Source organism: Actinoallomurus soli (assembly GCF_024055715.1).
Taxonomy (GTDB): Bacteria; Actinomycetota; Actinomycetes; order Streptosporangiales; family Streptosporangiaceae; genus Actinoallomurus; species Actinoallomurus soli.
In genome coordinates, this window is the sequence record NZ_JAMXMV010000041.1 from 1 (window position 1) to 24,735 (window position 24,735).

Annotated in this window: 14 protein-coding genes and 1 pseudogene; 9 read left to right on the forward strand and 6 right to left on the reverse strand. The window is 68.4% G+C overall.

Going from position 1 to position 24,735, the window contains the following annotated elements:
• Positions 1-305 precede the first annotated feature (305 nt).
• Positions 306-1,202 carry an LLM class flavin-dependent oxidoreductase gene (locus NDW01_RS41600; protein WP_252830105.1) on the reverse strand — a complete coding sequence of 299 codons (897 nt, stop codon included), beginning with the start codon at positions 1,200-1,202 and terminating at the stop codon, positions 306-308.
• Between the two features lie 425 nt (positions 1,203-1,627).
• Between NDW01_RS41600 and NDW01_RS41605 the strand changes: the two genes are divergently transcribed.
• On the forward strand, positions 1,628-2,266 hold the full coding sequence (locus NDW01_RS41605) for a TetR/AcrR family transcriptional regulator (RefSeq protein WP_252830106.1): 639 nt from the start codon (positions 1,628-1,630) through the stop codon (positions 2,264-2,266).
• Between the two features lie 475 nt (positions 2,267-2,741).
• A complete protein-coding gene (locus NDW01_RS41610; protein WP_252830107.1) occupies positions 2,742-3,908 on the forward strand; it encodes an epoxide hydrolase family protein in 1,167 nt (388 codons plus the stop codon).
• A gap of 66 nt (positions 3,909-3,974) precedes the next feature.
• Here NDW01_RS41610 and NDW01_RS44610 read toward each other — a convergent pair.
• Positions 3,975-4,340: pseudogene (locus NDW01_RS44610) on the reverse strand (helix-turn-helix domain-containing protein); the annotation flags it as partial.
• Between the two features lie 237 nt (positions 4,341-4,577).
• On the opposite strand from NDW01_RS44610, the gene NDW01_RS41615 reads away from it, so the two are divergent.
• From NDW01_RS41615 to NDW01_RS41630, 4 genes are all read left to right on the forward strand, one after another.
• Positions 4,578-6,572, forward strand: coding sequence for an ATP-binding protein (locus NDW01_RS41615; RefSeq protein ID WP_252830108.1), 1,995 nt, complete (start codon positions 4,578-4,580; stop codon positions 6,570-6,572).
• A 303-nt stretch (positions 6,573-6,875) separates the two neighbouring features.
• The gene (locus tag NDW01_RS41620) at positions 6,876-7,373 is read left to right on the forward strand and encodes an SMI1/KNR4 family protein (protein ID WP_252830109.1); all 498 of its coding nucleotides are present in this window, start codon (positions 6,876-6,878) and stop codon (positions 7,371-7,373) included.
• 493 nt (positions 7,374-7,866) lie between these two features.
• Positions 7,867-8,454 (forward strand): TetR/AcrR family transcriptional regulator, encoded by a 588-nt coding sequence (locus NDW01_RS41625; protein WP_252830111.1) that lies wholly within the window; start codon positions 7,867-7,869, stop codon positions 8,452-8,454.
• 89 nt (positions 8,455-8,543) lie between these two features.
• Positions 8,544-9,950 carry an amidase gene (locus NDW01_RS41630; RefSeq protein ID WP_252830112.1) on the forward strand — a complete coding sequence of 469 codons (1,407 nt, stop codon included), beginning with the start codon at positions 8,544-8,546 and terminating at the stop codon, positions 9,948-9,950.
• Positions 9,951-10,174: 224 nt separating this feature from the next.
• Here the strand turns inward: NDW01_RS41630 and NDW01_RS41635 are convergent, their stop codons facing one another.
• Entirely contained in the window at positions 10,175-10,981 is an 807-nt protein-coding gene (locus tag NDW01_RS41635; RefSeq protein ID WP_252830114.1) for a class I SAM-dependent methyltransferase, read from the reverse strand.
• 369 nt (positions 10,982-11,350) lie between these two features.
• Here NDW01_RS41635 and NDW01_RS41640 point away from each other — a divergent pair, with 369 nt between their 5' ends.
• Complete coding sequence (locus NDW01_RS41640) at positions 11,351-12,247, forward strand: cyclase family protein (protein WP_252830123.1); 897 nt, start codon at positions 11,351-11,353, stop codon at positions 12,245-12,247.
• A 190-nt stretch (positions 12,248-12,437) separates the two neighbouring features.
• Positions 12,438-13,493 carry an aldo/keto reductase gene (locus tag NDW01_RS41645; protein WP_252830125.1) on the forward strand — a complete coding sequence of 352 codons (1,056 nt, stop codon included), beginning with the start codon at positions 12,438-12,440 and terminating at the stop codon, positions 13,491-13,493.
• A gap of 84 nt (positions 13,494-13,577) precedes the next feature.
• Here NDW01_RS41645 and NDW01_RS41650 read toward each other — a convergent pair whose 3' ends face one another.
• Positions 13,578-20,630, reverse strand: coding sequence for a hypothetical protein (locus NDW01_RS41650; protein ID WP_252830127.1), 7,053 nt, complete (start codon positions 20,628-20,630; stop codon positions 13,578-13,580).
• 782 nt (positions 20,631-21,412) lie between these two features.
• Positions 21,413-22,186, reverse strand: coding sequence for a DUF742 domain-containing protein (locus NDW01_RS41655; protein WP_252830129.1), 774 nt, complete (start codon positions 22,184-22,186; stop codon positions 21,413-21,415).
• 543 nt (positions 22,187-22,729) lie between these two features.
• Between NDW01_RS41655 and NDW01_RS41660 the strand changes: the two genes are divergently transcribed.
• Positions 22,730-23,842 (forward strand): PTS mannitol transporter subunit IICB, encoded by a 1,113-nt coding sequence (locus tag NDW01_RS41660; RefSeq protein ID WP_252830131.1) that lies wholly within the window; start codon positions 22,730-22,732, stop codon positions 23,840-23,842.
• Positions 23,843-24,126: 284 nt separating this feature from the next.
• Here NDW01_RS41660 and NDW01_RS41665 read toward each other — a convergent pair whose 3' ends face one another.
• On the reverse strand, positions 24,127-24,708 hold the full coding sequence (locus tag NDW01_RS41665) for a TetR/AcrR family transcriptional regulator (RefSeq protein ID WP_252830133.1): 582 nt from the start codon (positions 24,706-24,708) through the stop codon (positions 24,127-24,129).
• Positions 24,709-24,735: the final 27 nt, after the last annotated feature.

The following is a 24,735-nucleotide window of genomic DNA, read 5'->3' on the forward strand; positions in this document are numbered from 1 at the left end:
CTGCCCGGCGTCCTTGCCCTTCGCCGGCTTACCAGGCTCAGCCACCGCGGCGTCCGCCTTCACTTCAGTTGTCGTCATCGGGTGTAACTCCTTGATCAGGAGTTACACCGAAAACCGTACAGTCCCGAGGCCCGCAGTTCCTCGATGTCCTCGGCGGTGGTGGTCGGTGACAGATGTTCGTGGACCACCGTCAGCACTGCGGCGAGTCCGGATCGAGCGGTGGGTGTGTCCTGGTCATCGGCGGTTCCTCGGTTCAGGGGACGGTGATGCGGCCGCCGTGTGGCCGTAGGCGGTGGCCTGTTGGTTCAGCTCTCGTCGGAGAGGGGGCCGATGAAGGTGTCGGCGACCCAGCGTGCGACCTCGGTCGGGTAAGGCGCGGCCAGTCCGAGCACGATGTGGCGGAACCCGCTGTCGAGGGCCGCACGGATTGCGTGGCGGGTATCGTCAGGCCGGTCGTAGGAGGCCGGCAGGACGATGGATCGGGTGATCTCGGCCGGGTCCCGGCCGATCTCGGCGCACAACTGGTCCAGCTTGGCATTGCGTGCGATCGCAACGTCGATGCTGCCGCCGGGCATGTTCCACCGGTCCGCATGCTCGGCAACCACGCGTAGCGTCGGAGTGGACTGGCCGCCGATCACGATCGGCGGGTGGGGCCGCTGCACGGGCTTGGGATTGCAGAACGCAGCTGTCAGCCGGTGGTAGTCGCCCTTGAAGTCGAACGGCTCGGTTTCGGTCCACAGTCTGCGGATGATCGTGCACGCCTCGGCGAGGCTCTCGACAGCATGGGTGGCATCGTGAAAGGGGAGCCCGTGCGCTTCGTACTCGCGCTGGGCCAGCGGCACGTCGGGCCGGGAACCTGCGCCGATGCCGAACTCGAGCCGGCCGCCGGAGACGACGTCGACGGTGGCGGCGATTTTCGCCAGGATGGCCGGTGGGCGGAACCTGTTGCTCGTGACCATCACCCCCAGACGCAGTCGCTCGGTTTGGGCTGCGAGAGCGGGCAGGAGTGTCCAGCCCTCGAAGGTTGGCCCGTTCGGGTCGCCGCCGAGCGGCATGAGGTGGTCGAACAGCCAGACGTGCTCGATCTGCGGAATCCGGTCGGCCTCACGCCAGACCCGCAGAACGTCCTGGTAGGTGACCTGGGATGGGGCGGTCATGATTCCGAAGCTGGGGCCGCGGGTCGACGCGACGGGGTCGGTCACTTCGAGTCGATCCTTCCTAGCGGGTTGCTGGTCGTGGTGAGGGAGTCGTGGGCGGTGGGCCGTGCGTTGTCGTCGAGGCCGAGTGCGGCGCGCAGGGATGCGAGGGTGGCCTGCTGGACGAGCGCGACGCGTTCGGGGTTCTGCCGGGGGATAAGACGACGACCGGCAGGTTGTGGCCGGTCGTCGGCGCGGTGACCCGTACCAGCAGGTCCTGGCCGCGGTCGGGGGCGGTGAGCCTGACCGGCGCGACCGAGATGACCGGCGCGCTCGGGTCGGTGATGGCAGGGGGTGATGCGGTGTCGCTCATGGGAGTCCTCGCTAGTGGGAGGGATGATTGGGGCGAGCTGGCACAATCAGTTCCGGAGCGTCGCTCCGAATCCGAATATATGGAGCAATGCTCCGCTTGGCAACCTGGAGGTGCCCGCATGTCACCGGCAGACACGCCACAGGCCCGCGGCGAGCGGCGCAAGCGGTCCGACGCGCGCCGGAACGCCCAGACCCTGCTCGACGCCGCCGCGGCCGTCTTCGCCCGCGCCGGCATCGACGCTCCGGTGCGGGACATCGCCGCCGAGGCGGGCGTCGGCATGGGCACCGTCTACCGGCACTTCCCCACCCGCCCCGACCTGGTGGTCGCGGTCTTCCGCCACCAGGTCGACGCGCTCGCCGCGACCCCGGCCGGCGCCTCCGGCGAGAACCCCGAGAACCCTTACGAGGCTCTGCGGTCCTGGGTGGCCCGGTTCACCGACTTCCTGGTGACCAAGCACGGCCTGCCCGAGGCACTGCACTCGGACCAGGCGGGGCTGGAGAGCCTGCACGCCGAGTTCGTCGACCGCCTCGTCCCGGTCCTCGACCGGCTGCTGCGGGCCTGCGTCGACGCCGGCCGGATCCGCGCGGACGTACGCCCCCTGGACCTGATGATCGCCATCGGCAACCTGTGCATCGGCGCCGACACCTTCCCCGGCTACCGCGCCCGCCACATGGTCGACGTCCTCCTCGCCGGCCTCCTGCACCACGCCCCCGCCCCCACCGACGCCGACCGGCCCAGGACACCCACAGCGCCCTGAACGACGTCGCCGCGCGGGAGCCGCAACCCTGTCTTCCACGGTGCGCGGCGACTCAGTCGCCTCGTCGCCGGCCACCCCGGCCCCATCGGGACCCGATCGGATCCCTGCGGGCAGGCTATTCGGCTTGGGTCTTGGTCGACCTTGCCGCGCGCGGCCCTGTTGAGCGCCCCGGAGTCGGCGCCGGCGTTGACGCGCCACAGCTTCTGATCCGGCAGGCCGGCCTGCGATGACATCGCCGGTGGACGGTTGATACCCGTCGAGCATTCCCTGGCGCAGGGTCGCCATGAACGTGCCCATCGCGTCACGGAACAGCGAGGCGCGGGCCGGATCGGCGGTGATCCAGTCGAAGTACGGCATGCCGAGGTGCTTCGTCGCGGCCGGCCGTCCCGTGCGAAGCGTGGAACCGAGCGACGTCGGCGTACTGAGCGATTTTGTGTATCGAGCGGAGCGGTGTCCGTGTCCTAGCGTCGCGGTCGTGAGCGAGGTCAAGATCGAACCCTTTCCAGTGAGCATTCCCGAACGCGACCTGACGGACCTGCGGGAGCGTCTCGACCGTGTCCGGCTTCCTGAAGCGGAGACGGTTCCGGACGGTGCGCAGGGCATCGGATTGAGTCGCCTGCGGAGCCTGCTCGACGCGTGGCGACAGCACGACTGGCGGGCCCTGGAGAAGCGGTGGAACGCGATACCGCACTACCGCACCCGTCTGGACGGCCTCGGCATCGCGTTCTGGTGGGTGCGCTCTCCCGAGCCCGACGCGTTTCCTCTGGTGCTGACGCACGGCTGGCCCGGCTCGGTGCTGGAGTTCGAGGACGTCATCGGGCCGCTGACCGACCCGGTCGCGCACGGCGGGTCCGCTGAGGACGCCTTCGACGTGGTGGTGCCCGCCCTGCCCGGCTTCGGGTTCAGCGAGCGGCCCCAGGAACCCGGCTGGAATCCCGGCCGTACCGCACGGGCCTGGGCAGATCTGATGACGCGGCTCGGGTACGGACGTTTCGGGGCGCACGGCGGCGACTGGGGCGCGCTCGTCAGCACCGAGCTGGCTCGCCTGGTGCCCGAGCGGGTTGCCGCCCTGCATCTGACCATGCCGTTCGCGTCGCCCCTGCCCGAAGACGTGGCGACGGCCGACGACACGGAGAAGGGCATGCTCGCCAGACGCGAGAGGTTCATGCTGACCGGCTCCACCCATGTGCGGGTCCAGAGTGTGCTCCCGCAGACGCTGGGCTACTCCCTGCTCGACTCTCCCGCCGGGCTCGCCGCGTGGCTGAGCGAGGCACTGGTCGCCTTTTCGGACACGCGACCAGAGGCGGGCGGTGGGGTCAGCGTGGCCCAGCAACTGGACGACATCGCCCTGTACTGGTTCACCCGCACCGGCGCCTCCGCCGCGCGCTGGTACTGGGAGGCGGCGCGGGGGACGCCGCGGGACGCGGAGACGCAGAACGCGCTGACCGTGACCGTGCCGACCGCCTTCACGCTGTTTCCGGCCGAACCGTTCCCGGTCTCCCGGCGTTGGGCGGCACACCGGTACCACAATCTCATCAGCTGGAACGAGATGGAGTACGGCGGGCACTTCGCGGGCTGGGAACAGCCCGGCGTCCTGGTCAGCGAGCTGCGGAACGCCTTCCGGCAGGTCCGTGATCACTGAACGGGCCGGGCGATCGCCTGTGCCGTGGTCGCTGGTCGGCTGCCGGCGTGACGGGCGAACCCAGCGTGACGGGCGTACACCTGTCTCGCGGGGGAAGACCGCGGACAGGTGTGCCGTACTGGAGAACCCGCACCGTTGCGCCGCCTGCGTGACCGTGACACCACGTTCCAGCAGTCGTTTGGCCTCGGCGACACGCAGCAGGGTGAGGTAGCGGTGCGGCGTGTGACCGGTAGCCCGCTTGAACACTCGCAGGAAGTGGGAGGGACTGAACCGCGCCACACCGGCCAGCTCCGCGACGGTCACCGGCCGATCCAGTCGGTCCCGCATGTACACCACCGTCTGACGCACGGGGCCTGCGGCCTCGCGCGGGACGAGGTCACCGAGTTCCACCGCCATGTCCTGCCTTTCACGTCGCGGGGCTGCTGGAGCCATGCATGGGATCGGAGGGGCCACGGGCTCCGGGCACGGCTGCTGTGTCTGCGCCGTCCGGACCGCTCAATGGACTTGGCCGAAGCCCGCGACGACTGCGACGCCCCTGATCATCAATCGGCCGGTCGCGCCTCGGAAGACCATCCACTGCCCATCCACTGCCCATGCGTTGCCCGGTGTGCCTGGCGGATCGGCCGGGGGGCTCTCCGGCCGTTGGTGAGCCTGGGCTAACGTTGATCCGTGGCGGTGCTGGGCGAGCGGCTGCGAGAGCTGCGCAGGCGTTCGTTCGTCGGCCGGGACAGCGAGGTGTCGCTGTTTCGGACCGCGCTGGCCGAACCGGGCCTGATCTTCGTGCACGGAGCGGGTGGTGTCGGCAAGAGTGCGCTGCTCGAGGTGTTCGGGGAGGTAGCGGAAGCCGCTGGACGCCCCGTGGTCCGAGTCGACGTACGGCATCTGCGGCTGGCGCCGGGCGCGATGCCCGCGGTGGCCGGCGGTGACCGGCCGGTCCTGCTGATCGACACCTATGAACTGCTGGCGGACAGTGACGACTGGGTACGCGAGGAATACCTGCCTTCGCTGCCCGGCGACGTGCTCGTGGTGATCGCCGGGCGTCAGGCGCCCCGTGCGCAGTGGCGGGCGGACCCGGCATGGCGGGACCTGATGCGGGTCGTCGCGCTGGACAACCTGTCGCCTGACGACGGGCGGCGGTACCTGACGGTCCAGCAGGTGCCGCCGGAGTGGCACGGCCGGTTGCTGGCCATCAGCCACGGCCATCCGCTGGCCCTGTCGATGCTGGTCGACGCGGTACGCCGGGGTGCCGAACCGCGCACGCTGGCCGATCTGCCGGACGTGGTGAGCGCGCTGCTGACGCAGGCGGTCGACGCGGCGCCGAGCCCGCGGCACCGGGCGGTGCTGGAGATCTGCGCACACGCGCCCGTGACCACCGAAGAACTTCTGCACGAGGTGATCGGCGCGGATGCCGGGGAGTTGTTCGCCTGGTTGCGCGCGCTGCCGTTCGTGGATGAGGGACCGCGGGGGCTGTACCCGCATGACATCGCTCGTGACGCCCTCGACTCGGACCTGCGCTGGCGCGCCCCCGGCCGGTACGCCGATCTGCAGAGTAGGATCGCGGCCGCGATGCTCGCTCGGATCCGCGCGTCGGTGGACGAGCGTGAACAGATCCAGCTGCTCGTGGACACGATCGTCGCGGCCAGTGCCCGCTCGAAGATCGAAACGTGCACCGCGCCGCCGCCGACGATGCAGGCGTACGCCGACCGGCTGCGAGACGGGGATCGAGATCCGATCATCGCGATGACCTCGGCCTGGCAGGGCGAACAGCAGGCCGCGCTGGCCGCGTACTGGATGACGCGGCAGCCCGCGGCATTCTGGGTGTTCCGTTCCCTGTCGGGGGAGCCGCGTGGCTATGCCGCGTGCCTGGAGCTGACCGGGGCGGAGCTCGACGAGGACCCGGGGGCAGCCGCCATGTGGCGCTACGCACATGACAACGGCGCACCCCGCCCCGGCGAACAGGTACGGGCCTGGCGGTTCTTCCTCGACCGCGACCACGGTCAGTTCTCTTCGCCGTCGGTGACTCTGTTCGCGGCCTGCCAGACCCTTGACATCCTGATCCGCGGCGACAACTCGGCATGGACGCTGGTGGGCGCGTACGCCGACGCGGCCCGGTGGTGCCACACCCTCGCGAACCTCGGTTTCCAGCCCGCGTCAGGAGCCGAGTACGCGGTCGGCGACAGGCGGTTCCCCGTTTTCGCGCACGACTGGCGCCGCGTCGACGTCACGGAGTGGCTGCGCTTCGTCCGCGCCCGCCAAACCGGTGCGCCGGTTCAGCTGACCGAACCCGGCAAGGGCAAGGCGGTGCTCTCTGAGCCGGAGTTCGCGCGTGCCGTCCGGGACGCTCTGCGGGACCTGCACGCGCCGGAGCGGATACGAGACAACCCGCTGCTGCGCTCGCGCGTGGTGCGGCAGCACGAGCGCGGCGATCGGCCGTCCGTCGACACGCTCCGAGACCTGTTCGCCACGGGCGCGGGTGTGCTGCGGCCCGATCTGGGCGCGTTGGTGGACCGCACGTTCCTGCACCCGGCTACCACCCAGGAACGCATCGCCCAGCAGCTGCACCTGTCCTTCAACACCTACCGGCGCCACCGGGACCGGGCGGTCGCCCACCTCACCGAGTGGCTCTGGGCCCGCGAGGTCGGACAGCGGCCCGACACGGAGTGACCCCGCCACGGACATCGTCCTTGGGCCCGTGCGTGGGTGCACCGCGCCTCTCCCCGGTTGCCGGCGCCGTTCGAACAGGGGGCCGCCGAGGAAAGCCCAAGATGGGGGAGACCCGATTTGAATCCGGCCTCACCTCGCTTCTCGGTGCCGGGGCCTTGAGCGCTTTCTGTCCCGTCTCGTCGAACCCAAGGCAGTCTTGTTGGTCATGAGGCATTTGCCGGTTCGTCGCACGTAGTCCGACGACGTCAGGACGAGACCTCCCTTAAGATCGCCGTGCACCGCCATCCCGAATGGAGTATGCGAATGTCCCCGCCGGTGACCGTCCCCGAATGGCGCGAGTTCTTGACCGGTCCCGCCACCCGATGGCCCGGCACGCAGCCTGCGGGCGAGGACGCGGTCCGCGCCGCCGAGCAGCGGCTCGGCGTCCGGCTGCCGCCCAGCTACCGGAACTTCCTGCTGGTCAGCGACGGCTGGGCCAAGATGCCGACCAACGCGGGCACGTTGCGAAGGGTCGAGGAGATCGGCTGGTACCCGGAGGCGGACCCCGAGATGTGGACCGCGTGGTTCGGGCACATGGACTTCCCCGAATTGGAGTCCGAGCTCAGACGGTGCGTACTGATCTCCACCGACACCAACCAGGGCGACGTCTGGGTGCTCAGCGCGGACCACATCGGCGCGGACGGCGAATGGCGGGCCTACGAGTGGTGGCCGGGTGACGGCGGCGACCTGGTGCCCCACGACGGCTTCGGCGCCCTGCTGCTCAGCGCACGCGACAAGTGGCTGGCCGAGGCGGAGGCCTGACGCTCATACGCTGACCACCGGCGGTGCCGGTGGCCGCCCTGACGTGGCGGTCGGGCCGGTCGTGGCCGAAGGCCGCGGGTCGGCTTGGGCGGCCTTGCGGGCCTCGGCCGCGACCACGTCACTGGTCAGGACACCGACCCGCAGAACCGCGGCGATCCCGTCGCAGCTGACCAAAGTGCCGGCGCGGGGCAGGGTGGCACGGCCGTGCGAGATCGCGGAAGTCCTGTGCTTTCTGTGTCTTTCCGCGACCCGCCTTCGTCACGGGCGCCGCGATCCCGCACGCGCGGCTGCCCGGGGCGGGGTGATCACCTCGATCGGATACTGCGGCTTCGCCTGCGGGCCGCCACTGATCGGAGCCCTCGCCGACCGGACCGGCCTGGCGCCGGCCCTGCCGGCGATCGCCGCGGTGAGTCCGATCCGGTCGGCACGTAGTTGGTCCAGCTCCCGCTCCACCGTCAAGACGACTGGTCTAATCCGGTGGTATGGTCAGGCCATGCCGGCCACCAAGATGGAAACACGTCAGAGGCTTCTGGATACCGCACGGCGGATCGTGGCCGCGAAGGGGTACGCCGCGGTCGGCATCAATGAGATCCTTGCCGCGGCCGGCGTCCCGAAGGGGTCGTTTTACCACTACTTCGGTTCCAAGGACGCCTTCGGCGAGGCGATGATGGAGAGCTACTTCGACGACTACCTCGCGACCATGGATGGCATTGTTGCCGATAAGGGCAAGAGGCCCGCGGAGCGCCTGATGAGGTACTGGCAGAACTTCTACGACACGCAAGTCGTGGACGACTGCCAGGGCGGGTGTCTGGTCGTCAAGCTCGGTGCGGAGATCGCCGACCTCTCCGAGGTGATGAGAGTGGCGACGAAAGTGGGGACCACGGCGATCGTCGACCGCCTGGAGCAGATGATCATCGACGGCATCGCGGATGGGTCCGTGTCCGTCGATGACAGCCCCCGCACGACGGCCGAGGCTCTCTACGGCCTGTGGCTCGGAGCGAGCATGATGGCGAAGATCCATCGCAGCCCGGACCATCTCGACCGCGCCATGACTGTCACGCGCCAGGTGCTCCACGTCTGACAGGCCCCCGCCGCCTGTGGCACACCGGCCTGGGCGGCAAACTAGTAGACTGGTCTATTGGAGTAGACCGGTCTAGTTAGGACATCATCATGACCACCGATCTCATCTACTCCGACGCGAGCGAACTCGCTGAACTGATCCGCAACAGGAAGGTGTCATCCGTCGAGGTGGTGCAGGCGCACCTCGATCGCATCAAGGCGACCGATCCGAAGGTCAACGCCATCGTTACGCTCGCCGAGGGTGCTCTGGATGCGGCGAGGGCCGCGGACGAAGCGCTCGCGGCGGGCGTGGAGGTCGGGCCGCTGCACGGCGTGCCGTTCACGGTCAAGGACTCGTTCGACACCGCCGGGGTGCTGACCCAGCGCGGTTCCCCGATCTTCGAGGGCCGTATCCCGGACACGGACGCCACCAGCGTGGCGCGCATGAAGCGCGCCGGTGCGATCCTCCTCGCGAAGACCAACCTCCCGGAGTTCTCCTACTCGACCGAGTCCGACAACCTCCTCACGGGCAGGACGAACAATCCCTGGAACCTCGACCGTACGTCCGGTGGTTCCAGTGGCGGGGAATCGGCGGCGATCGCGGCCGGTATGTCGCCGCTCGGGCTCGGAAGCGACCTGGCCATCTCGGTGCGTGGGCCGGCTGCTCACACCGGCATCGCCGCCCTCAAGGCAACGCACGGGCGCATCCCGATGACGGGGGTCTGGCCGCGGGCGCCGCGCCGTGACTGGCACGTCGGCCCGATGGCCCGCACCATCCGCGACCTCGCACTGGCGTACTCGGTGCTATCCGGCCCGGACGGCGTCGACGGCTTCGCCACCGTTCCGCGCGAGTTCGACGCCGGCCTGGGCGCGTCACCGGACCGGCCCGTCCGCGTCGGCTGGCTGATCGACTCCGGACTCGGCCCGATCGACTCGGAGGTCGCTGCCACCGTCCAGAAGGCCGCCGAAGCGCTGCAGGGCGCTGGGGTCCAGGTCGAGGGTGTGAGCATCCCGGCGTTCGAGCGCGACAACCCTCTCGACCTCTTCTACCGGCAGCACGTCATGGAGGTGAAGCCGACCTTCCGGGACGTCACCGCCGGTCACGAGGACCAGATGGCCAAGGTCTCCAAGTCCATGCTCGCCGGCCCGGACACATCCGTGGAGGACTACGTCCTGGCCGAGCAGGGCATCGAACGTCTCCGGGACGCGTTCACCGAGTACTTCCAGCAGTACGACGTCCTCCTGCTCCCGGTCCTGCCCATCCCCGCCCACGAGCACGGACTCACCCAGTTCACCATCAACGGTCAGACGGTGGACGCCGCCCACATACAGACGGCGACCATCCCGTTCAACCTGACCGGACTCCCGGCCTTGTCCATGCGGTTCGGCACGAGCAGCGACGGCATGCCGATCGGTGTGCAGGTGGCGGCCAACTGGCACTCCGAGTCCACGATCCTGCACACCGCGTCGTTGCTGGAGTCGCTCAGCCCCGTACGCGACCAGCACCCCACCATCTGACCGTCGCGGAAGGCCATACCTCAGGCGCTTCGAGGAGCGCGACGGCCATCGTGCTCCTCGAAGCGCCCGTATCGGGACCACGGGCGGCTTCGCTCCGGATGGGCCGTGTGCCTCGACCGCGTCGGCCACAGCCTGCCGCACGTAGGCCAGGGCGCGCTCGGCGTCGTACTCCTTGACCTCGCTGCCGGAGCCCGGGACCACCTGATCCACACCTCACCGCTCAATCAGCGGCGTCCCCAGATGAGCCGGCAGACGTACGGCAAGGCGTACGACCCGTCGGAGCGCCGATATTCGCCGAGGAGGCGACCGAAGCGCTCCCGTACCGCATCCAACGCGCCGGCGTCGAGGGTTGAAAAGACTTGCTGGAACAGCCCTGGGCCCGTACTGAACTCCCCCATGCTGGCCTCGTCCGGAAAGGTCACGGTCCAGGGGAAGAATTCGCTGTCCACCTGGGACATGCCCGCATCTGTCAACCACCGTTCTCGCCGGCTGGGCATGGCGAACCGTTCTAGATCGGTGAGCAGCGCGGCCAGCCCTGACGGCAGGCGTTCCTCCAAGGCCGAGGCGGTGGCGTACGCGAGTATGTTCTTGTTCAGCGAATCCCAGACGGCGATGCTGAGCAGGCCGTCCGGGCGCAACACTCGCACCGCCTCGCGGGCCGAGGCCACCGGGTCGGCGAATGACAACAGTCCGAACCTGGACACCACAGCGTCTACCTGCGCGTCAGGCAATGCCAGTCGCTGAGCGTCCATGATCTCGAACCGGGCGCCGGACAGGCCCTCTGACGCTGCCTTTCGGCGGGCGATTTCTACCATCGTCCCGGCGGTATCGACGCCGAGTAGACGCCGATCGACCGCCTGACGCAATAGCGTCAGGCCCGGTTCTCCCGTGCCGCACGCGACATCGAGCACCGAGGCGTCCAATGCCAAACCCGGCAGATGGGAGACGATCGCGGTGGTCACCGGCTCAAGGAATGCCAAGCCCTGCTCAATGGCGGTGGCCAACTCATCAAAAAGGTTACGTGAACCCATGGCCGCACGACCTCATGGGGCGTGCTGGCACACGGGGGTCCGTCCGCCTCCGGTTGCAAGGCGGAGCAAAGCTCCGTATCGTGTTGTGGAGCGGTGTTCCGGATTCTCGCCCTGGCGGATCGTCGCTCAGCATCGACCTGCGCGCCCCCAGAAGGGCAATCATTCCTATGAGCGACACCGCATCGGCCAACGTCGGCAACGACCGAACCCACGGCCGAACTCGTCGGGACGGGCCCAGGACCCCGCCTGGAGCAGGAAGACAGACCGCTGCCCTCAATGGCCCAGCTGATGTCCTCGACATTCACGACGTCGGCCGAGCCGCGCTGAGCCGGCACCTCTATCAAGTCGACCACGAACCTGCGAGGAAAAATGGATACGAACGAAATCTCCCGGCCGCGATCAGAAAAGCCGCTCACCAATCGGGGCCGATGGGGGGCTGACGACGACCGAGGCACCCTGAATTTCATCACGGCCGCAGCGCGCGCCCGCGGCGTGGCCGAAGCCATGACCGGCCGTGTTGTCTCCTTGGCTCACCCGATCACACCGGTGCCCATGGCCGCGCCGGTCGCTTTCGCCGAGCACGGCATGCCTTCCGCAGTACTGCAAACGATGACGTTCACCGGTTCGCCCGCCCAGGCGTTGACCGATGTCCTGCTGATCAACGTTCACCACGCGCGCTCGACGCACATCGACGCCTTGGCGCACATACCGACCGACGACACCGTCTACCCCGGAGTCCCACTCGCCGAGGCGACCGCCGGGGCGACGGTCAGCCGGAGTTCTTCGTCGGCGTTCGTCGACGGGATCGTGACCCGGGGGGTATTTCTCGACCTGGCGCCGGGAGGACGGCTCGCCGAGAACCATGCCGTGACCGCAGACGACCTGGCGGCGGCCGAGAAGCGCCAGGGAGTGCGAGTCGAGTCCGGTGATGCGCTGGTGGTGCGCGGGGGATGGGTCGCCGCCGACGATCCTTTCGGCCCCCTGCCGACCACCTCGCTGAGCGCCGTCGAGTGGATGGCGGAGCGTGAAGTGTGCTTGTACGCCGGCGACATCGGCGACAAACTCCCTGAACCGTCAGCCGGATTGCCTGTGCTGCACTACATTGCGCTCGCCCAGCTGGGGATGCCGTTGATCGACTGCGTCAACGTGGCCGAGCTGGCGCGGGTGTGCGCCGAAATCGATCGCTACAGCTTCCTGTTCGCACTCGGCACGATTCCCGTGCGCGGCGCCACGGGACTCCCGGTCAATCCCCTTGCGGTCTTCTAGATCTGCGGCTCGCCATGACGCTGCACATCGCGCCGCGCGTGGCGCTCTGTGCTCCTGACTGGCCCGTTTCCACGCAACTCACCCCCTTTGCGCAACGGAACGCTGCTTCATGTCGCTTCACGTGAACGGCGTTCCGTTGCGGTCCTAGGGGGAGCCACCCCTACCCCACGCATTCTCCAAGAGGACCGTCATGCAATACCGCACGTTGGGCGGCACCGGAATCAAGGTGAGTCCTTACGCGCTCGGCGCGATGATGTTCGGCGCGATCGGCAATCCCGATCATGACGACTGCATCAAAATCATTCATGCGGCGCTGGACGCGGGCATCAACGTCATCGACACTGCGGACGCGTACGCTCGCGGCGAGTCCGAGGAGATCGTCGGAAAAGCGCTCAAGGGCCGCCGCGACGACATCGTGGTGGCCACCAAGGCTCACATTCCCATGGGTGACGACCCCAACATGCAGGGAAACTCCCGCCGCTGGATCACCCGTGCGATTGAAGACTCCCTGCGCCGCCTGGGAACCGACTACATCGACGTGTACCAGATGCACCGCCCCGACCCGAGCACCGATGTCGAGGAGACCCTGTCGGTACTCACCGACCTGATGCGCGCGGGCAAGATCCGAGCCATCGGCTCCTCCAGCACGCCGGCTCACGAGATCGTGCAGGCGCAGTGGGTGGCCGAGCGGCGCGGTCTGCAGCGCTTCCGCACCGAGCAGCCGCCCTACTCCATTCTCAACCGCGGAATCGAGCGGGACGTGCTGCCCGTCTGCCAGCAGTACGGCGTGGGCACGCTCGTCTGGAGTCCCATGGCACAGGGACTGCTCACCGGCCGCTACCGCAAGGGGCAGGTCGCCGACACCCGTCGAGCAACGACGGGCTTCAAACACCTGAGTGATGAGCGTCGACTCGACGCCGTTGAACGACTCATCGTGCTCGCCGAGGAAGCCGGAATCAAGATGACGCACCTTGCGGTCGCCTTCGCGATCACCCATCCCGGCGTCACCTCCGCGATCATCGGACCGCGCACCATGGATCACCTCCACGACCTGCTCGCAGGGGCCGAGACCACCCTGACCGACGAGATCCTCGACCAGATCGACGCCGTCGTGCCGCCCGGTACCGACATCGGGACGCTCGACATGGCCTACGACCCACCCGCCATCCAGCAGGCGGCTCTGCGCCGCCGCCTTCCTGCCGCGCGCTCCGCTGCCTGCCCCGCCCACGGGAACGGCCCGCGGTAGATCTCGGACCTTGTCCGGAGACGCGAACCGCCCCGGCGCGCAAGCCGGGGCGGCTGGCCGGTGTCCCCGCGCAGGAGGATGGGCCTATCTCAGCCAGGCCACGGCGACATTGACGCAGAACTCGCCGTCGCCGCTGGCGGAAGGTTTTTGCCATATCACGCCGTTGGAATCGACCACTTTGTTCTCATCCCTCACCGTGGCACTGTGAAGTGGAGGGTGGGTGGCGAAACGTGGGAATCCTCGACTGCGTTGCAGGGGATCGCCGCTGGACAGATCGGGCGGCGGCCGGTGTATCGCCGGATCGGCGATTCCCCGGCCGTCACCCACCAGGACCTCGCCGTGGCCGGAGGCGGCGGCCGCGATCACCTCGATCGCGTCTTCCCCGTCCTCGGTGTCCGGAGGGTAGGCCCCGGGCATATACGGGGTCGGGGCCACGGCGGTTGAGGAGGTCCCATGCAGGCGCGTCGCGGCATCGCCGGCCATGCCGGTCATCCAACCGGTCGTCGATAGGACGGCCTCCAGATCGCGGTCGTGCCACGGGGCCTTCTGCCAGTGCTTCAGATTCTCTGTCGGTACGCGGAGCAGGGCGCCGTTCTCTTCGCTGACGTCCGGGGTGTATTCCACGAACCACGGGTCGCGGTACTTCGCCTGCCAGATCAGCAGATAGGTCGGTTTGACCCCGACGAGGGTCACATTGCGGCCGGTGGTCTTCGGCCCGCGTTCGAACATCGTCTTGGCGCCGCGGTCGGCCATGACGGTGGTGTCGACGCCCAGGTAGTCCACGCCGAAGAACGGCCCGGCGGCGTTGTTGCCGTCGGCTGGGCGGCCACCCATCTGGAAGTCCAGAAGCGCCCACGGCGAGTGGAAGGTCACCTTGCTGCGGCCGCCGCTGGTCCGGACGACCGACGCGCGGTTCTTCGCATTGCGGATCATCACCTCGGGGGTGGTGGTCTCGAACGTGAACTCCAGGGCGTGCACTGCGAGGGTGAGTGTGCCGAGGTAGCCACCGAACCGGCCCGGCTCACGGATCGGGAACGCGAATCCGCCTGGGCCGAACAGCTCCGCCGGCCGGCCGGACAACTGCGTCTGCGTGATCGTGGAGGTGAGCTGCCGGAAGATGTCGCCCCAGGCGTAGAACCATGATTCGCCACCTGGCGCGCCCATCAGGTCGCTGGCCAGTCCCTGCAGGACGTCCAGTCCGGGAAGGCCGATCAGCTGGGCGTCCTGGAACGCCTCGGCCGGGATCTGAAAAGCGTGTCGCAGGGCCTCGGTCGTCGTGCCGGGGCGGAAGCGTCGCGGCGGCGTCGCGCCGAGTTCCCCGCGCTGGGCGTCGGAGAGTGCACGCGGGGCCCTGCGGTCCAGAACGGTGGGCAGCTTGGCCGGGCTGGGGAGCACGGTGATGGGGGGGACCGGGGGTGGTTCCGCGGTCATCAGCTGAGGGTCGAGATGAAGCTGGACGGCCTTGCCGTTCTGGGCGAGCTCGACGCGCAGGGACCGTGAGGTGTGAAGGAGGCCGAGTGTGGCGAGGTCGAAGAGCAGGACTGGCGCTTCGCTCAGCTCGAGGTCGGCGGTGAAGTCGACGCCGAACCACGACAGGGCCGAGTTGCCGGTGCCGGTGTGGGAGACCTTGGACTCGGCACTGCTGGACTCGTTGCGGCTTCGCTCGTTCTGTGCGCCGTCGCTGTAGGTGTGGTTGTACCAGAAGGAGTTCGGGTCTCCGCCATGGGCGGGGTGCAGGTCGTGAATGATCCAGCCCCGCGCGTCTGCGGCCCAGCGGACGCGCCGGTCCGTGGTCTTCTCCCGGGTGCGTTCCCCGCTCACCTGGAAACCGGAGTTGAAGCGGTCGATGCTGATGCCCTGGTAGCCGGGGTCCTTCAGGCGGCCCTTGAGCACCACCCGCAGGCTTCCGGTCCGCACCATCGGGAAGTGGTCGCCGAGCGGTACGTCGAACGCCAGGCCGCCGTCGATCACCGCGACCGAGCCCGCCGAGGACAGCGCTTTGATCATCTCCTTGTCCAGCTCAGCCGCGACGTGGTGCCCCCAGGCGTTCTTGACCTCCTGATAGATCTTCTTCGCGAACTCCCGCGTCCGGGGCGATCGGTGAACGCCGGCGTTGCCGATGCCGTGCTCGCCGTCGAGCAGCCAGCTCGGCACGTACAGTTCCTTCTCCTTGACCCGGGGGCCCGGCCATTTCTGCACGGCCGTCGGCCCGGTGGCCGTCTCGGGTGGGGCGGTCTCCGGCGGGGCCTGGCCGGTCTTCCGGTGCGCCGGCACCAGGCCGAGTTCATCGGCCTGCTCGGCGCTGTGCACGAACCATCCGTCGCGTCCGATGGTGAGACTCGGATCCGCGGTGACGCCGCTCACCGCGAGGGTGACGTCGAACTCGATCTCGGCGCTGCCGAGTACCACGAAACTGGTTCCCGCCGATACGTCCAGCGTCATCCGGCTGCGCGAGCCGGACAGCTCGGAGTTCCTGCCGCGGTTGTTCTCGACCCGCCGGAGGAGTTGGGGCTGGGGAGTGAGCGTCGTGTCCTCGCTCAGGCTGATCGGGAACCGCACCCGCAGGCCAAGCTGCCGGCCCTTGCCGAACTCCTCGTACAGGCCGTGAAGGTCGAGGCTCCCGTACTCGTTGTAGGTGCCCCAGCCGTCGGCGAGCGTGACGGATTCCGCCCGTACCACCCGGGCGCTCATGTGCACACTCGCGTCGGCCTCACCCCACTGCCCGTCGAGGACGTCCCGCTCGCGGAAGCCGACCTTGCCCTCCCAGATCGGCCAGCCCTCCTCGTCCCCGGCGGCCGGGTGCTGGAGATCCTGGATACGGGCGGTCAACAGGTGGATCGAATCGGTCAACCGCACCTGTTCCCAAGCCGGCAGCTCGACACCGAAGCGTTCGGCGAACGCCCGCTCGATCTCCTCCCGTACGCCGCCGAGGTAGGGCAGGAGCACCGACTGGTCCGGCCATTCCGGTTCATCCTCCGCGGTCCATACCGGGTGGTCACCCGCCATGTCATAGAACGGCACCCAGGTGATCTGCCCGTCCTCGCCGGTGACCGGCTTCATGGTGAGCTGCACCGGCATGGTGAACGTGACGTCATCGGTGGCGATGACCCGCCCGTCGTCGGTCACCCGGACGTTCGGGTCCTCGCGCTCCATCGTCACGACGATGTGGTCGTGCCCGTCCTGCGGTTCCTCGGTGATGTCGACGAGGTGCTGGCCGGGGATGACTCCCTCATCCTCGGCATCCGGAGGGTAGGCCCCGGGCATATCGAGGGTCGGGTCACGCGGGATGGGATCGGCGCTGAGAGTCGCCTCGATCTGGACGTGTTGGTCGTAGACCGCCAGATCGTCGATCGAGGCTCCGAACATCGACCACAGCAAGTGCCCTGAGGTGATCCCGAAGGTCTTGGCCAGGCGAGCCGCGAGAATCGGCCGGAGCTCCGTCGCCTCCAGCGCGTTCAGCCCAAGGGCGGCGAGGCTGAAGACGAACTGCGCACCCCACCAGCTTCCCCACATCTGCTCGCTCGAGCCGGTCAGGTCATGCGTGTTGATGGTGAAGAGGTCCTGCTCGCCGTCCGGCATCCGGTACTGAAACCGTGGTTCGTCCACGGGTCGCGCCCGCAGCCACACGTACACCTGGCGGGTCAGGCCGGCGTACTGCTTCCACTGCAACGTGATCGGTACGCCGGTCGTGCGCATGCGCGGCAGGCTCGTGGCCAACTGCTCCTTCGACAGGGCGCGCTTCAACGCTCGCAGGTTCGCCTCGGCGATCGGGCTGGTCACCCACTTGCGGGCGTGGCCCGGTGCCCGGTACGGCAGAGCGCCCGGATACCGCTGGTTGATCTGGTCGACCAGCGGCTGGTAGAGGTTCTCCAGACTCTCGCCGAGGTCGGCGATCCACACCCACGCCGGCCACCATCGCTCCAGCGTCTTCGGCGCCATCAGCCGCTGCTCCGGCGTCTCGATGCCCGGCCCGTTGAGCAGCGGTGGCAGCTCGTCGCCGAACCACCGCGGCAGGTCCCGGTCCAGCACCCGCAGCGTGGTGCCATCGCCGGGCAGGTCGACCATTGCCGGGGAGCCGCCGCCATGCCCGACCTCGATGACCGCCCTGGTCTTGACCGCGATGAGCGCGGTGGGCTCCCCGACCAGTCGGACGCTGGACATCTCGTTGGCGTCGCCGCTCAGCCCGGACGTTATTCGCGCCGCCTCACGCCAGAGCCACGGCATGAGGTACGTCAGCATATGAAATCCCGGACTAGCGTCGCCGATCGCCTTACTCTGGTAGAGCTGCAACGCCGCGAACATCAGCGTCGGCGGAATGTCGATCATGTCCGCGTGTGCCGTTACGACGTCCTGATAGGTGACCAGCGTCTGCGCGTAGTCGGCCCACGTGCCGCTGTCACCCCGCAGCACCAGGCCCGGGTTCACGAACTCGAACCGCACCGTGACGGAATCCGGCCGATCACCCGGTGCGCCGAGCGTGATCTCCCAGCCGCGTCTGCTCCGCGCCAGCGGGAACGCCGCGATGACCGTCTCCGGGGTGATCGCCGCCTGGACCCGGCGTTCCAGCTCCGACCCTGGCTCGGCGCCGACCGCCAGGGTGACCGCCGCGGCCAGCGCACGGGCACCGTCGAACGCCTGAACCCACGACCAGCGCGGCAGGCGAACCGGCTCATCGGGCGTCACCCGGCTCGCCGGGATGATCTCCCAGCGGCCGTCGCGCAGGCGGGGGAAGACCGAACGTGAGACCGCGCGGGCCGCCTCGTTCAATGGGTAGAGCACTTCCCGTGAGACGGCCAGCTTCACGCCGTTGCCGAGGATCGGGGCCGCTTCGGTGTTGTCCCGCGACCAGGAGAATCCCGGCAGCCCGACGACCTCGACCTTCGCGAACGCCTGGACGCTCATCCCGAACGGCACCGCACGGTAGGTGCTGCCCTTGACCGTCTGGTCGATCCGCGCGCCGTACCCGGACTGTGGCTTCTCGTAGTGGTCGGCCCAGCCGTAGGTGGCGACGCCCGCGAAGGCGTCGTGACCGTGCAGGTCGAGGGCGCCGATGTGGTCACCCCCGAACGCGTCCATCGCCCACGCCACGTTGAGTGTCCCGTCGGACATGAAGAAATGGACGCGACCCGCGCGAGACTCCGTGGTGAGAGCGGTCGTGTGCTTGGGCCGCACGTGGATCTCGTCGCCGAGCTGGGATCCGCCGCTCATCTGCGCCCACAACGTCACGTGGAACAATCCGACGCCGAATGCCGCTGCGCCACCCGCGATGTCTCCCCAGTTGTCGAGGAGCCAATCCTTCGTGATCTGCTCGCGGACGCGGTCCGCGTAGTGCGCCCGCAGCCACTGCGGCAACAATGCCACGACCTCATCGGCGAACGCCGTCGCCAGCTCCGGCGCGACCTCCCGGACCAGCTCCGGACCGAGCGAACCGCGAAGATACGCAGGCAGGAGGTACCGGGCCTCCGGCTCGGACGGAACGACCTCCGACGGCTGAACACCGGTACGGGCCTCCTCCTCCCGCCGCGCCGCTTCGATCGGCCTGATCGCTGACAGCAGAGCGTCGCTCAGCTCGGCCAGCTCCGCCTCGACGATCGCGTCCGTAGTCGCCTCGGCGCCCAACAGCTCGGACAGCCGCTGCCGCAGGGCAAGGTAGAGGATCCGCAACTCGACCCGCTTCGCGCGTCGCGTGGGCGGGTCCGTACCGAGCAGCGCGACATCGAGCTGTGCCCGCTCGTGGAGCAGCCAAAAGTACGCCAACCGCTGCGCCCACTCGCCGTCGATCCTCGGGCTGATCGTTCCCCGGTCCGGTGGCCGCGCGATCACCTCTTCGAGTGAGCGGGCGACCTGTTCCGGAGTGGGCTCTCGTGCCGAGGTCAGGGCGCTCGCTATCCGCCGAGCCGCCGCCCGGCTCTCCATCCGGAAGGCGAGCCTGGCCTGATGACGTACGACCGCATGCTCGATCCCGGTCCGGATCCATGCCGCCCGCTGCTCCGGCGTGAGGCCGGCGCCATCGCCCGGCATGCCCTCGAACTCCCGCGCAGCCTCGGCCTCCAAGCGCCGCACCTCACGGCCCAACCATCGGCGCACCCGGCCCGAGGCCACCGTGCCGCTCAGAAGCCGGCGCAGCTCCACCGCGGTTTCCTGCAGCCGCAGGATCCGCCCACGCTCCTCCAGCGTGCGGCCGAACGCATCGATCTCATCACGGAGCCGTTGACTCAACCCTCGCATCCTGGTGAGCCGCCCGGCGTCCGCCACGACCGTGCCGGCGAGGACGGTCCTCGCCTCATCGATGAACGAGCGCGCCGTCGCCGCCTCGTCGACCAGAGCGATGCCGTTTTTCTCCAGCGCCCGCAGCAGCGGGTTCTTCCGCAGGGCGTCGTCTGGAATGGGGGAGGCCTGGTGGGTGGCAAAGCGGGTCAGGGCCTCCAACTCGAGTACGAGCGCGGTCAGCGACGCGGCCAGGGATTCGCGGATCTCCCCGTGGGGGCGTCTCTCCGGCGTGAACGGGGTCATGCCGGTACTGGTGTGGGTGGCGTCGGTCACGGCCTGGGCGGTCGACTTCGATTCCGGCCTCGGCTGTTTCTTGAGCAGGTGGATTTCTTGGCCATTCGCTGCTTGAAAGTGCGCGCGGGGATTGATCAGCGGGAGACCCTCTGCCGAGCCAAGGACGCGGTCCCGTGTACCGAGAACGCGATGGGGTCCGCCGGCCTTGCCGGAGAGCCAGTCGATGATCTCCTGCGTGGTGCCGACCTTGATGATGAAGCCGTCGGGATTTTTCGCGTGCTGATCGGGATAGATCAGCGCTAGTCCTTGTACACCGGCGTTGTACACAAGGAAGGCGTGACCGGGCCCGTAGAGACTCCCCAACCGGACAATGACGCGCGTACCGGCTGTGGCCTCCGCCAGAGGGCCGATCACATCCGTCCACGCGTCGAAAGACGGCCACCGCAGGGCCGATCGCATATCCGGCAACGGTCGTGTCGGGGACCAGCGGCGCGTCAACTCTCCGAGGAATGACCAGCAGAACTGGCTACCCCACGCCTTTGTGGGTACTGGACCCCGACCGTCAAGCCGAGCGCGATCAGCTTCCTTGGCCCATTCGGCCGCCGCGGTGGCATCGTCTTCGATCTGCTCCACCGATATGGCGCCACCTGGTACAGCGAACAGATCATCCGCCGACGACGCACCACCAGTGGCGGCCGGTCCAACACCCGTGTGGGTGGCAGCACGGAGTCGTGCCGGACGGCCCGCTTCGGGAGATCGCTCCGGCCGGCCTGCTTCACCCCGCCAGGCGTCCACCCTCAAGACCGACATCGCCCCAACGGCGGCCTGATCCGGGGCCGAACCCGTGGCGGGCCGCAGGACCACCGATCCGTCGGGCACGCCAGGGGTCTCGAGCGTGATCATCCCATTGTCATGGAGCCGCGCCAGGACGGCCTGTACACACGCTGTCGCGCGCCCCGTCACCCCGTACCGGGCCGTGCTGCGTCGTGATGTGCGCCAGCCCATCTGCCGGGGCACGCCAGATTTCATAGAGGTTCACCGTCACGGGTCGATACATCATATTTTCCAAAGGAAAATTACGGCATCTGATTCCCGGAGCGCAATGGCGAAATGCAGTATTAACAAGAAGGAAACGCCGTTCACATATATTATTCGGTGCCCTCTCCTGGGTGCGTCCCAAAGGCACCCGTTGAGCCGCCCGATCGTCCCGGCAGATGGGTGTATGTCCTTATCGCGCACCGACCCTCCGGTCGCACAGCGCCTGGTGATACTCGGGACGGGCTGGGTGAGGGAACAAGATCGTGAGTAGTCCGGTGAGCGACACCGATCACAAACCGAAACTCGGCATCCACACGTACTGCGTGGCGCCCTGTCACCCGGTGCACAAGCGGTCCCCGGTCTTCGCGGCCTGGGGGTCAGAGCGCGCGCAGTCCTTCTAGTACCCTCATCAGCACCTCAGTCGAGTGGCCGTCCTGCTGCTGCGGGGAGATGACCGAGACGAGCCCCTGGCGTGACATGTCGTCGACGAGGACCCGGGCGGTCCCCAGTGGGACGTTCAGCAGCGCGGAAACCTCGGCGATCGAGACGGCGACCTCGCAGATCCGGCAAATGGCAGCCTGTTCGCTGGTCAGCGCGGCCGCTAGCGCGCGCCCCTTCTCGGTGGTGAGTGTGAGCGCGTGGACGGCGAGTTCGCGCTGTGGGTGAGTGCGTCCGCCGGTGAGGACGTACGGGCGGATGAGTGGCTCGTCCGGCTGGTTCGCAGCGGGCGGGGTGACAGGCGTGGGGGCGGGCTGCGGCCCGGCCCAGCGCGCGCTCGGCCCGGTGGCCCGGGGCGTCGGCGGGGGTGGCGGCCCCTGGCCGGTGAGGGGTGGGGGCGGGGCGGCAGGGCCGGACACCGGTTGCGCCCGGCCGGGGACGGGAGCGGGCGGCGCGTGGCCGGCGTCAGGCGCTGCCTCCGCGAGTGAAGAGCGGCTCGGCCGTGCCGGACGGCCCTTCACGTCCTTGCCGCGAGTCTTCTCCGGTTGTGGTGCATTCGCGGCCGGCTTGTGTCCGGAGTCGCCGGGTTTCTCCCTCTGTGGCTCGTCGGAGCCGACGTGGGCGGCCCGGGGAGTGAAGCCATGCTCCGCCCACTCGCGGTAGCTGTACCAGCCACCGAACCGCAGCGGCGCAAGCCCATCCTTGGACGGCATTCGTGTTGTCACCGTTCGAGTGGTCACGGGGGGCGGAGAATTCCTGCAATTGCATTAGGCGTGTGTCTGATATTGTTGTCGGGTGCAGTGATCGGGTATTCGGTCGCTTCGGTATTGCGGCAGGCACGGGGCATCGCCTGGTGAGGCTGCCCGTCTCCGCAAAGTCGGGCGACCTGTAGTTCACGCAGCAGAAATTTAAGCTGAGGATAGGGTGTCCGATCGCGCCCGTCAATGGGCCGGGGTTGAATCATCTGTTCCGCCGGGCCCTCGGTCGTTGAGCCCAGCTGGCCGATTGGCTGGCCGACCTAGGTGGCGACGAAACGTCCCCGAAAGGGGACGGCGAGCCGTAGCGTATGGATTCCCACAGGGCAGGATTGAGGCTTTCCCATTATGTTCAGGCCGTTACTGGATACGATTGCGGTCGGCGCTTGGGTCGCCGGCCTTCCTGCGCCGGCTAGGGAGATTTACCCGTTCGGGTGAGGGATATCGGGCGCGACGGTGCCATCTACTGCTCACCCGATCAGACTTCTTCAGGAGGCCCGGATGGTCAGGGCAGACACCCCCGAAACGGCGGGTGGCGGTTTCAAGGTTCGAGTTCAGCGGGTGGGCGGCTTCCTCGCCGCGATGGTGATGCCGAACATCGGCGCCTTCATCGCCTGGGGCCTGATCACCGCACTGTTCATCCCGACCGGCTGGCTGCCGGACAAGCAGTTCGCTCTGCTGGTCGACCCGATCATCAACATCGTGCTGCCGGTTCTCATCGGGTACACGGGCGGCCGGATGGTGCACGGCCAGCGCGGCGCCGTGGTCGGGGCGGTCGCGACCGTCGGTGTGGTCGTCGGTTCGGGCGTCCCCATGTTCCTGGGGGCCATGGTCATGGGCCCGCTCGCGGCCTTCGTGGTCAAGCAGGTCGACGAGTTCGCCGGCCGGGTGACCCGGCCGGGCTTCGAGATGCTCGTGGACAACTTCACCGCCGGCATCGTCGGCGCGGCGGGAGCGATTCTCGGGATCTGGGGAGTGGGGCCGGTCGTCCGTCACGCCACCACCGCCGCGGGCAACGGCGTCGAATGGCTGATCCATCACCACCTGCTGCCGCTCGCGTCCGTGCTGATCGAGCCGGCGAAGGTGCTGTTCCTCAACAACGCCGTCAACCACGGCGTGCTCGGGCCGCTCGGTGTCGCGGAGGCGGCCCGGCACGGCACGTCGATCCTGTTCATGCTGGAGTCCAACCCCGGGCCCGGCTTCGGGGTGCTGCTGGCCTACCTGCTGTTCGGCCCCCGGTCGCTGCGGCCGAGCGTGCCTGCGGCGATGGCCATTCAGTTCCTCGGCGGCATACACGAGATCTACTTCCCGTACGTGCTGATGAAGCCGCGCTTGATCCTCGCCACCATCGCCGGCGGCGCGGCCGGGATCACCATCTTCATGGTCACCGGCGTCGGGCTGATCGCGACCCCCGCGCCCGGGAGCATCTTCGCCTTCGTCGCGGAGACCCCCCGGGGAGAGTGGATCGGAGTCCTCATCGGGGTGATCGTCGCGGGGGCCGTCTCGTTCCTGGCGGCGTCCCTGCTGCTCGGCTTCGGTGCGTTCGCGGAGTCACGTCCGGCCGCCCGGCACTCGAACCAGACCGGCCGGGCCGAGGCGGAGGTCGGCGCGTGACGGGACAGAACCCCTGTCCGCGGACCGGATCAGCGTCCACTACGAAACATGGCAAGATCCTTGCGGGATTTGGCGATCCTCACCCTCGTGGACGGGGCGCTACGGGGCGATACTCTGCGTATGGCTGAACCGATTCAGCATCGTTTGCCCGATTCGACTTCGGGCTGTGGAATTCCTGCGTGGGCGAATTGCTCGATCACCCAGGTGATGTCGTCCACTGCGATGCGGTGATCAGCGGCGTCGGCCATCCGCTGGGTGGCCATCCTGCCCGGCGGGGGTGGCGCTTATGTAGACGGCGACGGATCAGCGGTCGCGCTGATGAACTCTTCGAGAGTCGCCTCGATGAGTTCGGCCAGTGAGCGTCGATCCGAGCCCTGGCTCCAGCGGTTCCGTGCGGCGAAGAACACCGCGACCGCCGTCCAGGCCGCGATGGTGGCGGCCGGCTCGGCTGTTCCGCGGTCGCGGAGCGCGGTTGCGATCTTGTCTGCGAGGGTGGCTCGTTTGACCAGTTCCCGCTCTTGGAGCTCGGGACTCGCGGCGACGATGTGGTCCAGCTTGGCCGCATCCTTGCGGTACTGCTCGTAGATCGTGTCGGCGGCGAAACTGAGGCCGGCCGTGGCGGCGTGCAGGGGATCGACGTTCTCCGGCTGGGCACGGATCTCGGCGACTATGACCTCTCCGGAGTCTCCTTGGCCGGCGAAGACCACCTCGCGTTTGTCGGCGAAGTGATGGAAGAAGGTCCGCCTGTTCAGGCCCGCTCGCTCGGCGATCTGGGCGACCGTCGTCTTCTCGAAGCCCTGCTCGGCGAACAGCGCCAACGCCGCGTTGCGGAGGCGTCCATATGCGTCGGGTTCCCATCTGGCCACGGCCTGAGCCTACCCTGATTGCACTCA

What these genes read in the sequence shown, in the direction of transcription:
- NDW01_RS41605 (WP_252830106.1), top strand. Translation starts at nt 1,628, where the DNA reads ATGTCACCGGCAGACACGCCACAGGCCCGCGGCGAGCGGCGCAAGCGG.
- NDW01_RS41620 (WP_252830109.1), top strand. Translation starts at nt 6,876, where the DNA reads ATGTCCCCGCCGGTGACCGTCCCCGAATGGCGCGAGTTCTTGACCGGT.
- NDW01_RS41625 (WP_252830111.1), top strand. Translation starts at nt 7,867, where the DNA reads ATGCCGGCCACCAAGATGGAAACACGTCAGAGGCTTCTGGATACCGCA.
- NDW01_RS41630 (WP_252830112.1), top strand. Translation starts at nt 8,544, where the DNA reads ATGACCACCGATCTCATCTACTCCGACGCGAGCGAACTCGCTGAACTG.
- NDW01_RS41635 (WP_252830114.1), bottom strand. Translation starts at nt 10,981, where the DNA reads ATGGGTTCACGTAACCTTTTTGATGAGTTGGCCACCGCCATTGAGCAG.
- NDW01_RS41640 (WP_252830123.1), top strand. Translation starts at nt 11,351, where the DNA reads ATGGATACGAACGAAATCTCCCGGCCGCGATCAGAAAAGCCGCTCACC.
- NDW01_RS41645 (WP_252830125.1), top strand. Translation starts at nt 12,438, where the DNA reads ATGCAATACCGCACGTTGGGCGGCACCGGAATCAAGGTGAGTCCTTAC.
- NDW01_RS41655 (WP_252830129.1), bottom strand. Translation starts at nt 22,186, where the DNA reads ATGCCGTCCAAGGATGGGCTTGCGCCGCTGCGGTTCGGTGGCTGGTAC.
- NDW01_RS41660 (WP_252830131.1), top strand. Translation starts at nt 22,730, where the DNA reads ATGGTCAGGGCAGACACCCCCGAAACGGCGGGTGGCGGTTTCAAGGTT.